12 protein-coding genes are annotated in these 14,631 nt (G+C 70.5%); 5 read left to right on the forward strand and 7 right to left on the reverse strand.

From position 1 onward, the window contains the following. Positions 1-7: 7 nt before the first annotated feature. The gene (locus tag OG490_RS22055; protein WP_330298024.1) at positions 8-2,017 is read right to left on the reverse strand and encodes a CocE/NonD family hydrolase; all 2,010 of its coding nucleotides are present in this window, start codon (positions 2,015-2,017) and stop codon (positions 8-10) included. A 76-nt stretch (positions 2,018-2,093) separates the two neighbouring features. Then, positions 2,094-3,611 (reverse strand): peptide MFS transporter, encoded by a 1,518-nt coding sequence (locus OG490_RS22060; protein ID WP_330298025.1) that lies wholly within the window; start codon positions 3,609-3,611, stop codon positions 2,094-2,096. Between the two features lie 201 nt (positions 3,612-3,812). Here OG490_RS22060 and OG490_RS22065 point away from each other — a divergent pair, with 201 nt between their 5' ends. The 4 genes from OG490_RS22065 (at position 3,813) to OG490_RS22080 (ending at position 7,128) form a co-directional block, all read left to right on the forward strand. Next, positions 3,813-4,823 carry a polyprenyl synthetase family protein gene (locus OG490_RS22065; RefSeq protein WP_330298026.1) on the forward strand — a complete coding sequence of 337 codons (1,011 nt, stop codon included), beginning with the start codon at positions 3,813-3,815 and terminating at the stop codon, positions 4,821-4,823. A 265-nt stretch (positions 4,824-5,088) separates the two neighbouring features. Then, positions 5,089-6,384 (forward strand): LolA family protein, encoded by a 1,296-nt coding sequence (locus OG490_RS22070; RefSeq protein ID WP_330298027.1) that lies wholly within the window; start codon positions 5,089-5,091, stop codon positions 6,382-6,384. Positions 6,385-6,511: 127 nt separating this feature from the next. Beyond that, positions 6,512-6,715, forward strand: coding sequence for a ribbon-helix-helix domain-containing protein (locus OG490_RS22075; protein WP_239516343.1), 204 nt, complete (start codon positions 6,512-6,514; stop codon positions 6,713-6,715). Continuing rightward, positions 6,712-7,128, forward strand: a complete 417-nt coding sequence (locus OG490_RS22080; RefSeq protein WP_330298028.1) for a hypothetical protein — start codon at positions 6,712-6,714, stop codon at positions 7,126-7,128. Before OG490_RS22075 ends, OG490_RS22080 begins: the two co-directional genes overlap by 4 nt. A gap of 250 nt (positions 7,129-7,378) precedes the next feature. Here the strand turns inward: OG490_RS22080 and OG490_RS22085 are convergent, their stop codons facing one another. Continuing rightward, positions 7,379-8,722 carry a M28 family metallopeptidase gene (locus OG490_RS22085; protein WP_330298029.1) on the reverse strand — a complete coding sequence of 448 codons (1,344 nt, stop codon included), beginning with the start codon at positions 8,720-8,722 and terminating at the stop codon, positions 7,379-7,381. 192 nt (positions 8,723-8,914) lie between these two features. Between OG490_RS22085 and OG490_RS22090 the strand changes: the two genes are divergently transcribed. Beyond that, entirely contained in the window at positions 8,915-9,394 is a 480-nt protein-coding gene (locus OG490_RS22090) for a DUF6193 family natural product biosynthesis protein (RefSeq protein WP_330298030.1), read from the forward strand. 21 nt (positions 9,395-9,415) lie between these two features. Here the strand turns inward: OG490_RS22090 and rarD are convergent, their stop codons facing one another. The 4 genes from rarD to OG490_RS22110 form a co-directional block, all read right to left on the reverse strand. Further along, a complete protein-coding gene (gene rarD / locus OG490_RS22095; RefSeq protein WP_330298031.1) occupies positions 9,416-10,393 on the reverse strand; it encodes an EamA family transporter RarD in 978 nt (325 codons plus the stop codon). Positions 10,394-10,504: 111 nt separating this feature from the next. Beyond that, positions 10,505-11,365, reverse strand: coding sequence for an SDR family oxidoreductase (locus tag OG490_RS22100; protein WP_330298032.1), 861 nt, complete (start codon positions 11,363-11,365; stop codon positions 10,505-10,507). Between the two features lie 190 nt (positions 11,366-11,555). After that, positions 11,556-12,623: a 2-oxoacid:ferredoxin oxidoreductase subunit beta gene (locus tag OG490_RS22105; protein WP_330298033.1), complete on the reverse strand. Its 1,068-nt coding sequence runs from the start codon at positions 12,621-12,623 to the stop codon at positions 11,556-11,558. Further along, positions 12,616-14,628, reverse strand: a complete 2,013-nt coding sequence (locus OG490_RS22110; protein ID WP_330298034.1) for a 2-oxoacid:acceptor oxidoreductase subunit alpha — start codon at positions 14,626-14,628, stop codon at positions 12,616-12,618. The genes OG490_RS22105 and OG490_RS22110 overlap by 8 nt, the downstream gene beginning before the upstream one ends. Positions 14,629-14,631: the final 3 nt, after the last annotated feature.

Here is a 14,631-nt window from a genome sequence, read left to right on the forward strand (position 1 = left end):
GGGTCGGTTACACCGCCACCCGTGGGAGCCTCCGCTCCCACGTGCGGTGGAAGAGGACCTCGTCGCCCTCCCGGCAGACGACCTCGTTCGTGGTGGTGAAACCGCCCTCGTCGCAGGAGATCTCCGAGCGGGTGATCACCGAGACGTCCCAGCCCAGTTCCGGGCGGTGCAGCCGGACGGTCCAGTTCGAGTGGGTGCGGGCCGACAGCGGATCGTCGTCCTGGATCTCGTAGACCTCCCGCGCGTCCTCGCTGAACTCCAGTCCGTCCGGGTACACCCGTGTGCCCCCGTACTTCGGGTCCACCTCCAGGCGCCACACCCCGCGCGCGACGTCCCGTACGACCAGCCGTTCCGGCCTCGGTGCGTCCAGGGTCTCCGGGTAGGAGACCCCCAGCGGCTCCGACTGCTCCGGGGCCTCGAAGAGGATCTGCTCGGTGTCGTGGGACGGGTCGCGGACCGGGAGTTCGACCGCGCTGCCCGCCGGGTCCAGGGTCCAGCCATGCTCCGAGCCGGCCCTCGGCCAGATCCACGGCCAGTAGGCCGAGGACAGGGCCAGGCGGATCCGGTGTCCGGGCGGGAAGGAGTGGCCGATGCCGTTCAGTTCGAAGTGGACGTCCTCGTACGAGCCCACCGGCCACGGCACCGCCTTGTCCCGGCCCTGGCGTGCGGAGAGGTTGAGCACGCCGCGGGTGACCAGGGTCGAGGAGCCGTCCGGAGCCACGTCGCAGAGGCGGGCCACCACCTGCCCGTACGGGACGTCCATCCGTAGGCGCAGCCGGACCACCGGGCGGCCCAGGATCTCCACCGGGCCGCCGGAGTCGGTGCCCACCGGGAATTCGAAGCAGGCCGACTTCGCGTCCTCCTCCCGCTGGTCCGGCGGCAGGTCGGCGTCGTTGCCGAAGGGGAAGAAGCGGCCCGCGTCGAGGCCCGTGTGCTGCGGGGAGGCCACGATCACCGGCGCGCCCTGGAAGGCGTACGTCACCGGGTCCACGTTCGGCGAGGGCCAGGACGGGTCGCCGACCCACCGGCCGGGCAGGGTCTCGTAGGTGGTGGCGGGCGGGTGCGACTCGGAGATCCAGGAGCGGAGGAGCGGCTCGGCCATGACCCCCGTGTCCTTGTCCTTCAGCCAGTGGTCCCACCAGCGCAGGGTTTCCTGGAGGAAGCCGATGGCGGGCCCCGGCGGCAGCCCCCGGTCGGGGTACTGGTGCGACCAGGGGCCGATCAGTCCGCGCACCCGGTCGGCGGGGAGGGCGGAGACCAGCCGCAGCACGGTGTCGCGGTAGGGGTCGTGCCAGCCGCCGACGGCGAGGACGGCCGCGCCGATCGCGCCGTAGTCCTCGCAGACGCTGCCGTGCTTCCAGTACGCGTCGCGGGTCTGGTGGGAGAGCCAGGTGTGGACGAGGGGTTCGACCGCGCCCAGGCGCTGGAGCCATTGGTTCCGCCAGCCGTCGCCCGCGTAGAGGGGGTCCGGCGGGCGGGCCGTGAAGGCGAGCATGGTCGCCGCCCAGGCGTGCATGTCCACGGCGAGCAGCGAGCCGCCCATGTAGTGCACGTCGTTGTCGAAGCGGTCGTCCGTGGAGCAGACGGTGACCACCGCCTTGAGCGCCTCGGGGGCCAGCGCCGCGATCTGGAGGCTGTTGAAGCCGCCCCAGGAGATCCCGAACATGCCCACGGACCCCGTGCACCAGGGCTGGGCGGCCAGCCACTCCACCACCGCGACCCCGTCGGCGAGCTCCCGGGCGTCGTACTCGTCGCCCGGGTCGCCGCCGCTGCACCCGTGGCCGCGCACGTCGACCCGTACGGAGGCGTAGCCGTGGCCCGCGTACCAGGGGTGGCGCTGCCAGTCGCGCGGCGCCGTCCAGTCAGTGAGGCGGTACGGGAGGTACTCCAGCAGGGCCGGGACGGGCTCGTCGGTCACCGGGCGCCAGATGCGGGCGTAGAGCTGGGTGCCGTCCCGCATGGGGATCCGGACGTCCTCGTGGGTGGTCCCGTAGGGGAAATCGGTTCGGATGATCATCGGGGATGTCTCGCCAATCGCCTCGGGGAGCTCAGTGGACAGCCGGTCGGTGGACAGCCGGTCGGTGGACGGCCGGTCAGTGGACGGGGTGCATCGTGCGCTTGAGCCAAGGGGCGGCGGCGATCACGGCCAGGCCCACGGCCACGGCGATGGCGCCGTTGACGCCGAAGTAGGCGGGGTTGGAGACGTGCCCGTAGATCTTGACCACCTGCGCCTGGATGCCGTTGGCCAGGGCCAGCGAGAGGAACCACAGCGCCATCGTCTGGCTGGCGAAGGCCTTCGGGGCGAGCTTGGTGGTGGCCGACATGCCCGAGGTCTCCAGCAGGACGTCGCCGAGCCCGAGCAGCAGGTAGGAGCCGATGATCCACCAGGCGGCCATCTTGTACGCGTCCCCGCCGTGCCCCGAGGTCGGGATGACCATCAGGAGGAAGGAGAGGCCGCCCAGGATCACGCCGATGGCGATCTTGTTGGAGGAATGCGGCTGGCGGGGGCCCATCTTGACCCACAGCGCGGCCACCACGGGGGCGAGGAGCACCTCGAACGCGCCGAGTGCGGAGGCGTACCAGCCCGCCGGGAAGGTGAACCCGAGGATCTCGGTGCGGGCGTTCGTCGAGGCGAGCAGCATCATCGTCGAGTACGCCTGGAAGAGGATGAAGTTGAAGGCGACCGAGGCCAGGAAGAGCACCACGTACGGGCGCAGTCGCCCCCGCTCCTCGGACGTCACCCGGTCGCTGCGGAACATGACCGCGAAGTAGACGATCGGCGCGATCACCGAGATCAGGGTGAGCAGGTCGACGAAACGGCCCATCGTCAACCAGCCGAGTACCGCCAAAAGAGTGGCGAGTACGGCGAAGAGCAGGATCCCGCCGACGATCTTCCAGACGGCGGAGCGCATCGCGTCGGGCGCCAGCGCGAACTCCGCCGAGTGCTTGCGCCCGGCGAGGTGGCGGCGGCCGGCGACGTACTGGATCAGGCCCGCGGTCATACCGATGGCGGCGGCGGAGAAGCCCCAGTGCCAGCCCTTGTGGTCACCGAGCCAGGCGGTGATCAGCGGGCCCGCGAAGGCGCCGATGTTGATGCCCATGTAATAGAGGGCGAAGCCGGCGTCGCGCCGCTGGTCGTCCGTCGCGTAGAGCTTGCCGACCATACTGGCCACGTTCGGCTTGAGCAGGCCGGTGCCGGCGCTGATCAGGCCGAGGCCCACCCAGGTCATGGCGGCGGTCGGCACGGCCATGGAGTAGTGGCCGCAGGCGATCAGGATGCCGCCCCACAGCACGGCGCGGTAGGAACCGAGGATCCGGTCGGCGAGCCATCCGCCGGCGACGGAGACGAGGTAGACCATGGTCCCGTAGGCCGCCGAGACGGAGGCCGCGGTGCCGGGGTTCATCCCCAGGCCGCCGTTGGCCACCGTGTCCGCGAAGTAGAGGACGAGGATGGCCTGCATGCCCAGGAACGAGAAGCGCTCCCAGACCTCCAGTCCGGAGAGCGTGGCGAGTCCCCGGGGGTGGCCGAGGAAGGCGTGGTCGTCTCCGGGCGGCGGCTGGTCGGCCTCCGGGTCCGGAAGCTCGTCTATTTCGGTCGCAGTTCTGGACAAAACGCATTCTCCGGTTGTTTCGGCTTCTCCAGAACATACCGGGGTAGATGGGGCGATGCGCGGGCGGTGCGCGGGCGGTGGCCGGGCAGGCGCCCTGGGTGATCGAAAACAGACCGGATACGCTGGCTTGAGTGATGGCAGCGACACATCGACAATCCATGTGATCGTCAACGTGATCGTCAGCAGACAGGAGTACCCCTCGTGACCGTCGTCGGGCCGTTCGGACTGAGCGTGCGGGACCAGGCTCTTGAGACCGATGTCCAGGCCGGACTGGCCGCCGTCGAGGCGGGTCTGCTGGAAGCCACCAAGAGCGAAGTCCCCTTCATCACCGAGGCCGCACAGCACCTCGTGCGCGCCGGAGGCAAGCGGTTCAGGCCGCTCCTGGTGATGCTCGCCTCCCGATTCGGCGATCCCTACTCGCCCGGAATCGTGCCCTCCGCCGTCGTCGTGGAGCTCACCCACCTCGCCACGCTCTACCACGACGACGTCATGGACGAGGCGGACGTGCGCCGCGGCGTGGACAGCGCCAACGCCCGATGGGGCAACTCGGTCGCCGTCCTGACGGGTGATTTCCTCTTCGCCCGCGCCTCGCACATCCTGGCGGACCTCGGGCCCGAGGCCGTCCGGATCCAGGCCGAGGCCTTCGAGCGGCTGGTGACGGGCCAGATCCTGGAGACGGCCGGTCCGCGCGACGGCCGCGACCCCGTCGACCACTACCTGGACGTCATGGCCGGCAAGACCAGCTCGCTGGTCGCCGTCTCCTGCCGCTTCGGCGCGCTGATGTCCGGCGCCGACGAGATGGTCGTCGACATCCTCACCCAGTACGGGGAGCGGCTCGGCCTCGCCTTCCAGCTGGCCGACGACGTCCTCGACATCGCCTCCGACTCGCACGAGTCCGGCAAGACCCCTGGCACCGACCTGCGCGAGGGCATCCCGACGCTGCCCGTGCTGCGGCTGCGCGAGATGGCCGCCCGCGACGGCAACCCCGACGACCTGGACCTCGTAAGGCTCCTGGACAGCGATCTGACGGACGACGCCCGGCACGCCGAGGCCCTGTCGCGGCTACGGGTCCACCCGGCCCTGGAGCAGGCCCGCAGGGACACCGTCCAGTACGCCGAGGACGCGCGGGCCATGCTGGCCCCGCTGCCGGAGTGCTTCGCGAAGTCGGCCCTGGTGGAGCTGTGCGACGCCGTGGTGCACCGCGCGGGCTGACGCCGACCGACGCCGACTGACGCGGTACGGGCTTCGGCCGAAGGAACAGGGGCGAGGGCCCGGCATCCCCTACGGGTAGGGGGTGCCGGGCCCTCCTCGTGTCATCCCTGGGGCGTACGCGCAGTTGGCTCCCGGGTCTGACGCTTTGGGCCCCGCACTTTGGTCAGATAGAGGCACATCCCCACCAGATCGGGTGAGAGTGGCGGCGCGGGGTGGAAAAGACGGGTAGGTCGCCGCCGTACACACAGAGGTAGGGCAGACAGACATGGCAACGAACGCAAAGACCCGCAAGGCCGCCCGGTACGCCGTACCGGTCGCGGTGTTCGGTGTGGTCGCCGGCACGATCGCGATGGTTCCGGCCTTCGCGAACTCCGGTGGTCCCGACCTTCCGAAGGTGACTGCCCAGCAGCTCATCGAGAAGATCGCCGCCTCGGACGTCCAGCAGCTGTCCGGCAACGCCAAGATCAGCACCGACCTGGGGCTGCCGTCCATGGCGTCCGGGATGCTCAGCGGCCTCGGCGGCGGCTCGGGGGTCACGGGGGGCTCCGCCGATCCGCAGGACAAGGTCGCGCAGCTCGCCAGCGGCACCCACACCTTCCAGGTGGCCGCCGACGGACCGGACCACCAGAAGCTCACCTTCGTCGACGGCAAGGACGAGTACACGCTCGTCCACAACGGCGCCGACGTCTGGGGATACGACTCCAAGTCCAACGAGGCCTTCCACGAGAAGGCCCCGGCGGAGGCGGGCAAGGACGCCAAGGACGGCAAGAGCTCCGAGCGCAAGACCGGCGACCGGCTCGCGGCGTCCCCGCAGGAGGTCGCCAAGGAGGTCATCGAGGCCGCCGGCCCGACCACGGACATCGGCGTCGGCGACACGGCCCAGGTGGCCGGGCGCGACGCCTACCAGCTGGTCCTCAAGCCGAAGGCCTCCGGCTCCACGATCTCCTCGGTGAAGATCGCGGTGGACGCGAAGAACGGCGTGCCGCTGCGCGTGCAGGTGCTCTCCACGGACGGCGGCAAGCCGATCGTGGACGCCGGCTTCACCAAGGTGGACTTCGCCAAGCCCGCCGCCGACACCTTCGCCTTCACCCCGCCCAAGGGCGCCAAGGTGAACGAGGGCGGCCCCGGTGACCACGCCAAGGGCGAGGCCGGCAAGGGCGAGGGCAAGGACGGCAAGGACGGCAAGGACGGCAAGGACGGCAAGGACAAGGGGCTGGGCGCCCTGGGCGCCGTACCCGGCCTCGACGGCCTGCTCGGCGGAGCCGAGGGCGGCAAGGGCGAGACGAAGGTGATCGGCGAGGGCTGGACCTCGATCGCCCGGATCGACACCGGCCAGACCAAGGGCCTGACCGAGCTGGAGAACAAGGCCAAGGACAAGAACGCGCCGAAGGAGGCCAAGCAGTTCCTCGACGCACTCGGGGACAAGGTCTCCGGGAAGTTCGGCGAGGGCCGCATCTTCAAGACCCGCGTGGTCAACGCGCTGATCACGGACGACGGCAAGGTCTACGTCGGCGCGGTCACCAAGGACGCGCTGGTGAAGGCGGCCGACGCCAACAAGTAGGCGTAGCACCACGGGTGGCTACGGGGGTGCCCGCGGGGGTGCCGAAGGGTGGACGGGGACTGTGTCCCTGCCCACCCTTCGACCGTTCCGGCCCTGTGTACAGCGGCCCCGCTGTACCGTGAAAAGCATGTCGAGACACGTCACCATCCGCCTGGAAGAAGAGTTCCACGAACGCCTGAAGGCGCGCGCGGCGGCCCTGGGCACGACGGTCACCGCGCTGATCACCGAAGTCACGGAACGCGAGCTCGACGAGGACCGGAAGAACTTCCTGTCCGGGATCGAGGAGTTCGCCGACCACTGGGGCTACTTCCAGGAGCGGTTCGGGCATTGAAGATCACCATGGAATGGGCCTGGACGGCTCTGGCCCACCACCTCCCGTCCGATCCCGCCGTGTGGGATCCCTCCGGAGTGGCCGCCGCCGTCGCCCGCCACCAGAACGACCTCGTCCTGGTCCCCGAACAGCCCGCCCCGGACACCGCGTGGCGGGCCGCCGCGTTTTTGCACACCCTCGCGGTGTGCCCGGCGCTGGAATCCCCGATGAACGAGTTCTACGCCGCCGCCGCGACCCGCTCGTACCTGCGCGTGGCCGGGGCCAAGCAGCTGCCCTCGCCCGAGGAGCTCGGCGATCTGGTGGAGGCCGCGAAGCTGGGGCGCGCCGATGTCGCGGCCGTCGCCGAGGAACTACGGGCCCGCATCCAGGAGCCGCTCTCGGCCTCGCTACGGGGCCTCGCGCAGGACTCGTAGGACCATCGGAGCCTCGTCCGGGTGCAGCCGCAGCTCGGTGGCCCGCAGGGGACGTGGACGGGCCGGCCCTGCGCGTGGTCCGACAGACGCCGCAGCCGCCGTCGTCCGCGCACGAGGAGTGCGGGGTTGACGGCGGCGGCGGCCTGCGCGATCAGGGTGAACAGGGCGGCGATGAGCTCCGGCATGATCCGATCAGATCACGCCGGAGCCCCAGAGGACTAGACCATTCGGCAGTCCATTGCCGGGAGTCTCAGAAAGTGAGCTTCCAGCTGTTGATGTAGCCGGTGTCCTGCGCCGCCAGGTCCTTGACCTGGAGCTTCCACACCCCGTTGGCCACCTCGCTCGACGCGTTGACCGTGAAGCCCTGGACGATGTTGTCCGCGCTGCCGCCGGAGCGGTTGCGCAGGTTGTAGACCGAGCCGTCGGGGGCGACCAGGTCGACCACCAGGTCACCGACGTAGGTGTGGACGATGTTCACGTCCACCTTGAGGGTGGCAGGGGCGTTGCCCGTGACCCCCGAGACCGTGATCGGCGAAGTCACCGCGGCTCCGGGGGAGTCCGGGATGTTGACGTCCGCCGTGTTCTCGAAGGACGGGCCCGGCGGGACCGGGGTGGCCGCCCCGAGGTTCCAGACCGCGTAGGCGATGGCGTCCGAATTCCGGTCCAGGGCGGTGTCGTCGATGTTCGCCGAGGTGTCGCACGAGGCGTGGTAGCAGGCGTCGAAGGCCTTGCCGGAGGTGCCGCCCCACTTCTGCGCCTGGGCCGCCGTCTTGGTGTAGTCGGCGCCGGAGAACAGGCCGCCGACCGGGATGCCCGCGTCCTTGAACGGCGCGTGGTCGGAGCGGCCGTCGCCCTCGGTCTCGATCTCGGTCGGGATGCCGACGCCCACGTAGAAGTTCTTGAAGGTCTGCTCGATGGTCGGGTCGTCGTCGTAGACGAAGTAGCCCGGGTTCGGCGAGCCGATCATGTCGAAGTTGAGGTAGCCGGAGATCTTCGACTTCTCGGCCGCCGGCAGGTTGTTCACGTAGTACTTCGAGCCGATCATCCCCAACTCCTCCGCGCCCCACCAGCCGAACCGCAGGTGCTTCGTCGGCTGGAGCTGGGCGCGGGAGACGGCCAGCGCCGTCTCCAGGATGGCGGCCGAGCCGGACCCGTTGTCGTTGATGCCGGGGCCGGCGTTCACCGAGTCCAGGTGCGAGCCGGACATCAGGACCGAGTTGGGGTCGCCGCCCGGCCAGTCGGCGATCAGGTTGTAGCCGGTGGCGCCGCTGGAGGTGAAGGTCTGCAGGGTGGTCGTGAATCCGGCCGCGTCGAGCTTGGCCTTCACGTAGTCGATCGAAGCCTTGTAACCGGCCTTGCCGTGGGCGCGGTTGCCGCCGTTGGCGGTGGCTATGGACTGCAGCTGCGCCAGGTGCGCCTTGACGTTGGCGACCGGGATGTCGGGCGGCGTGGGCGCTGCGGCGACCGCGGAGACCGCGGCGGGTGCGGTCACCGTGCCGGGCGCGGCGAGGGCGGAGGGGGCGGTGGCGGCGAACAGGCCGGCGACCGCGACGGCGGTCACGGCGGCGAGGCGCCGGGGGACGGACGGGCTCATGTGGGGGCTCCGGGCTTCCGTACTGGGGATGTGTGCGGAACGTGCGGGGAGAACTGGTGAGCGTGGTGCGTCAGTGCAAGCCTGATGTTCACGGGGAGTATGACTGCTCGTCAAGAACACAATCCGGTCAGCCTTGTTCGGAAACCGAACGGATCCGGTCGTATTTCGCGAAGAGGTCGGCACACTGGGGGGATGAGTGAGCCCGACACGCCCCGGCCGCCCCGGCGGCCGCTGCCCCCGAAGCCGGAGCTGCCCGACATGGCCGAGGCGCGCCGGCGCGGCCCCGCGGCCGAGGTGGAGGCCCGGTGGCTCGGCCTGCGGCTGGCGTGGGAGTGGTACCGGGCCGTGTACGGGTCAGGGGTGGGCCGGCGCGGCACCATCGCGCTGATGGAGGCGGCCGTGGCGGATCCGGTGCTGCGGCAGTTCTATCCGCACACCAGCCACTACAACCTGCACTTCGCCCCCACCACGGAGCGCATCTACCCCCGGGTGGCCCCGTACGTCATGCCGCTGGGCGACGGCCGGTTCCGCGTCCTCGGGGCGAACCCGCCGGTGGACGAAGAGGTCGACACGGCCGAGGAGGCGGTGGCCCTGGTGGTGGCCCGCCTGGCGCCCGGCACCCTGCTCGCGGCGACGGGGCGGCCGTGGGACGAGCAGCCGACGGCGGGCTGAGGAGCGAGGATCCGGGGACGGTTACGCGGGCTCGCGCGCCGGGGCCGGAGGAGCGACCGGAGGCGCCGCCTGGGCCGCCGACGGGCCCGTGACGGCTTCGAGCCGCGTCGCGCGGCTGCGGCGCGCGGTGCGCAGGGCGTCCCAGGTGAGGATCGACAGGGCGACCCAGACCAGGGAGAAGCCGGCCCAGCGCGCGGGCGGCATGGCCTCGTGGAAGTAGAGGACGCCCAGCCCGAACTGGAATACCGGGGCCATGTACTGGAGCAGCCCCAGGGTGGACAGCGGGACCCGGATCGCGGCCGCGCCGAAGCAGACCAGCGGGATCGCGGTGACCAGCCCGGCCGAGGCCAGCAGGAGGGCGTGGGCCGGGCCCTGGGCGGTGAAGGTGGACTCGCCCCGTGCGCCGAGCCACAGCAGGTAGCCGAGGGCGGGCAGGAACATGATCACGGTCTCGGCGGTCAGCGACTCCAGGCCGCCCATGCCGAGCTTCTTCTTGATCAGCCCGTACAGGGCGAAGGAGAAGGCCAGGATCAGCGAGATCCACGGCGGCCGCCCGTACCCGACGGCGAGGACCAGCACGGCGGTGACGGCGATCGCGACCGCCACCCACTGCGCGCGGCGCAGCCGCTCGCCGAGGACCAGTACGCCCAGGGCGATGGTGACCAGGGGATTGATGAAGTAGCCCAGGCTCGCCTCTACGACCGCGCCGTTGTTGACGGACCAGATGTAGACGCCCCAGTTCACGGTGACCAGGGCGGCGGCCACTGCGAGGAGCGCGAGCTTGCGCGGCTGGCGCACCAGCTCCGCGATCCACCCCCAGCGGCGCAGGGCCAGCAGGGCCAGCCCCACGAAGGCCAGGGACCACACCATGCGGTGGGCGAGTATCTCGATGGCTCCGGCGGGCTGCAGGAGCGGCCAGAACAGGGGCACGAGGCCCCACATTCCGTATGCGCCGAATCCGTAGAGCAAACCCGTGCGCTGGTCGTTCTCTGCCTTCACGGGTCCTCCAGAGCTACATCAAGCCAACCTCATGAAGGTAGCGCCGCAGCGGCCGGAAGTCATTACCGTCTCAGCGAGATACTCATGACACCCGCCCCGGCGCCCCCGCCGTCACGCGGTGGCCAGGGCCCCCGCGATCGCCTCGGCCAGCGGGGTCGTCGGCCGGCCGATGAGCCGGGCCAGGTCGCCTCCGGTGGAGCCCAGCCGGCCGCGCCGGATGGCCGCGTCCACGTCGACGAAGACCGCGGCGAAGCCCTCGGGAAGCCCGGCGCCGATCAGCACCTTCTGGTGGTCCTCGGCCGGCAGCTCGGTGTACGCGATCTCGCGCCCCGCCTGCGCGGACAGCTCGGCGGCGTACTCCGCCAGGGTCCACGCCGAGTCGCCGGAGAGCTCGTAGGCCCGGTTCAGGTGGCCCTCGCCGGTCAGCACCACGGCCGCGGCGGCCGCGTAGTCGGCGCGGGCCGCGGAGGCGACGCGACCCTCGCCCGCGCTGCCCACCAGGGCGCCCTGCTCCAGGTGGGAGGCCAGGCTGCGGGTGTAGTTCTCGTGGTACCAGCCGTTGCGCAGGAAGGTGTACGGGAGCCCGGAGTCGAGGATCGCCTGCTCGGTGACCCGGTGCTCCGCGGCCAGCTCGAAGTCGGCCTCGGGTCCGCCCAGGATCCCGGTGTAGGCGAGCTGCGCGACTCCGGCCTCGCCCGCGGCCTTGATCACAGCGGTGTGCTGCGCGACCCGGCGGCCGATCTCGTTGCCGGAGATCAGCAGGACCCGGTCGCCGGCCCGGAAGGCTCCGGCCAGGCTCGCGGCGTCGTCGTAGTCGGCGATGCGCAGTTCGACCCCGAGCTCGGCGAGGTCGGCGGCCTTGGCGGCGTCGCGGACCACGACGGCGACCCGGTCGGCGGGCACGCGGGTCAGCAGGTCCGCGACGACGAGGCGGCCGAGGGCTCCGGTGGCTCCGGTGACGACGATGCTCATGGGGATCTCCTTGGTAGGGGCCTCGGGGCGCGGCCGCTCATAAACACCACCCTACGGTAAGCGCTAACTTTTAGAAAGTCCGCGAAGGTGATGCTCGACCGGACCGACGGGTCCGAGGACAAGAAGAAGCCCGGACCCCCTCCTCGGGGTCCGGGCTTCTTCGCACCCGTACGGGAGCCGCGCGGCGGACTCAGCCGACGACGGTCCAGGTGTCGTTCCCGCTCAGCAGCGAGGCCAGGTCGCCCTTGCCGCTGCGGTCCACGGCCGTCTCCAGCTGCTCGGCCATGAGCGTGTCGTAGACGGGCCGCTCCACGTTGCGGAACACCCCGATGGGGGTCTGGTGCAGCGTGTCGGGGTCGGCCAGCCGGGACAGCGCGAACGCGTTGGTCGGGGAGGTCGAGGAGGAGTCGTGGACCAGGATCCGGGCCTCGTTCTCCGGGGTCACCTCCACGACCTCCAGGTCACCGGTGGCCACGTTGCGCACCACGCCCTTGGCGTTGTCCACGCCGAAGCGGATCGGCTGCCCGTGCTGGAGCCGGATCACGGCCTCCTGGGCCTGCTCGCGGTCCTTGAGGACCTCGAAGGCGCCGTCGTTGAAGATGTTGCAGTTCTGGTAGATCTCCACCAGCGCCGTGCCCTGGTGGTCCGCGGCCGCCCGCAGCACCTCGGTGAGGTGCTTGCGGTCGGAGTCGACCGTACGGGCCACGAAGGAGGCCTCCGCGCCGATCGCCAGCGAGACCGGGTTGAAGGGCGCGTCGAGCGAACCCATCGGCGTGGACTTGGTGATCTTGCCGACCTCGGACGTGGGGGAGTACTGCCCCTTGGTCAGCCCGTAGATCCGGTTGTTGAACAGCAGGATCTTGAGGTTGACGTTGCGCCGAAGGGCGTGGATCAGGTGGTTTCCGCCGATGGAGAGCGCGTCCCCGTCACCGGTGACCACCCAGACCGACAGATCGCGGCGCGAGGTGGCCAGACCGGTCGCGATGGCCGGGGCGCGGCCGTGGATCGAGTGCATCCCGTAGGTGTTCATGTAGTACGGGAAGCGCGAGGAGCAGCCGATGCCCGAGACGAAGACGATGTTCTCCTTCGCCAGACCCAGCTCGGGCATGAAGCCCTGCACCGCGGCGAGCACCGCGTAGTCACCGCAGCCGGGACACCAGCGGACCTCCTGGTCCGACTTGAAGTCCTTCATCGACTGCTGGGCGGCCGCCTTGGGCACCAGGGAGAGCAGGGTCGGGGTGTCGGTCAGCTCAGTCATTGACGGCCTCCTTGAGATGCGTGGCGAGCTGCTCGGCCTTGAACGGCATGCCGTTGACCTGGTTGTACGACCGTGCGTCGACCAGGTACTTCGCCCTGAGGAGGGTCGCGAGCTGCCCGAGGTTCATCTCCGGCACCACTACCTTGTCGTAACGCTCCAGAACCGCTCCCAGATTCCTCGGGAAGGGGTTGAGGTGGCGCAGATGGGCCTGTGCGATGGGGACGCCGGCGATCCGCAGCCGGCGTACGGCGGCCGTGATCGGCCCGTACGTCGAGCCCCAGCCGATGACCAGGGTCTTCGCCCCGTCCGGGTCGTCGACCTCCAGGTCGGGGACCTCGATGCCGTCGATCTTGGCCTGGCGGGTGCGCACCATGAAGTCGTGGTTGGCCGGGTCGTACGAGATGTTGCCCGTGCCGTCCTGCTTCTCGATGCCGCCGATCCGGTGCTCCAGCCCCGGGGTGCCCGGGACCGCCCACGGGCGGGCCAGGGTGTGCGGGTCGCGCTTGTAAGGCCAGAACACCTCGGTGCCGTCCGCCAGCTCGTGGTTCGGGCCGGAGGCGAACTGCACGGCGAGGTCCGGCAGGTCCGCCACGTCCGGGATCCGCCACGGCTCGGAGCCGTTGGCGAGGTACCCGTCGGAGAGTAGGAACACCGGAGTCCGGTAGGTCAGCGCGATCCGGGCCGCGTCGAGCGCGGCGTCGAAGCAGTCCGCCGGGGTGCGCGGGGCCACGATCGGGACCGGGGCCTCGCCGTTGCGCCCGAACATCGCCTGGAGCAGGTCCGCCTGCTCCGTCTTGGTCGGCAGGCCCGTGGACGGGCCGCCGCGCTGGATGTCCACGATCAGCAGCGGCAGCTCCAGGGAGACCGCCAGCCCGATCGTCTCGGACTTCAGGGCCACGCCGGGACCGGAGGTGGTGGTCACGGCGAGCGCGCCGCCGAAGGCCGCGCCCAGGGCCGCGCCGATGCCGGCGATCTCGTCCTCGGCCTGGAAGGTGCGCACGCCGAAGTTCTTGTGCTTGCTCAGCTCGTGCAGGATGTCCGAGGCCGGGGTGATCGGGTACGAGCCCAGGTAGAGCGGCAGGTCGGCCTGCTGCCCGGCTGCGATCAGGCCGTAGGACAGGGCCAGGTTCCCGGAGATGTTGCGGTAGGTGCCCGTCGGGAAGGCCCGGGTGGCCGGGGCCACCTCGTAGGAGACGGCGAAGTCCTCGGTGGTCTCGCCGAAGTTCCAGCCGGCCCGGAAGGCGGCCACGTTCGCCTCGGCGATCTGGGGCTTCTTCGCGAACTTCTGCCGCAGGAAGCTCTCGGTGCCCTCGGTGGGCCGGTGGTACATCCAGGACAGCAGGCCCAGCGCGAACATGTTCTTGCTGCGCTCGGCCTCCTTGCGGGGGAGCCCGAAATCCTTGAGCGCCTCGATGGTGAGGGTGGTCAGCGGCACCGGGTGGATGTTGTAGGCGTCCAGGGAGCCGTCTTCCAGCGGGGAGGTCTCGTAGCCGACCTTGGCCATCGGGCGCTTGGTGAACTCATCGGTATTGATGATGAGCTCCGCGCCGCGCGGCACGTCCCCGATGTTCGCCTTCAGTGCCGCCGGATTCATGGCCACCAGGACGTTCGGGGCGTCGCCCGGCGTCAGGATGTCGTGATCGGCGAAGTGCAGCTGGAAGCTCGACACACCCGGGAGGGTGCCGGCGGGCGCCCGGATCTCGGCGGGGAAGTTCGGCAGCGTCGAGAGGTCGTTCCCGAAGGACGCCGTCTCCGAGGTGAAACGGTCACCGGTGAGCTGCATTCCGTCACCGGAGTCACCCGCGAAGCGGATGATCACCCGATCGAGCTTGCGTACTTCCTTGGGGTGGCCCGCGGGGCTGTCGGTGCCCGCGGGGCTGCCGCTGCTCGGATCGCCGCTGCTCGGATCGCCGCTGTTCGGGCCCGGGGGCGTCCGCTGCTCGCCGACGACCGCGTTTTCGGCCCCGTCGGAATGCTCGGCTGGGCTACTGACCTGGCTGGTCACTGA

Source organism: Streptomyces sp. NBC_00503, from assembly GCF_036346895.1.
Lineage (GTDB): Bacteria > Actinomycetota > Actinomycetes > Streptomycetales > Streptomycetaceae > Streptomyces.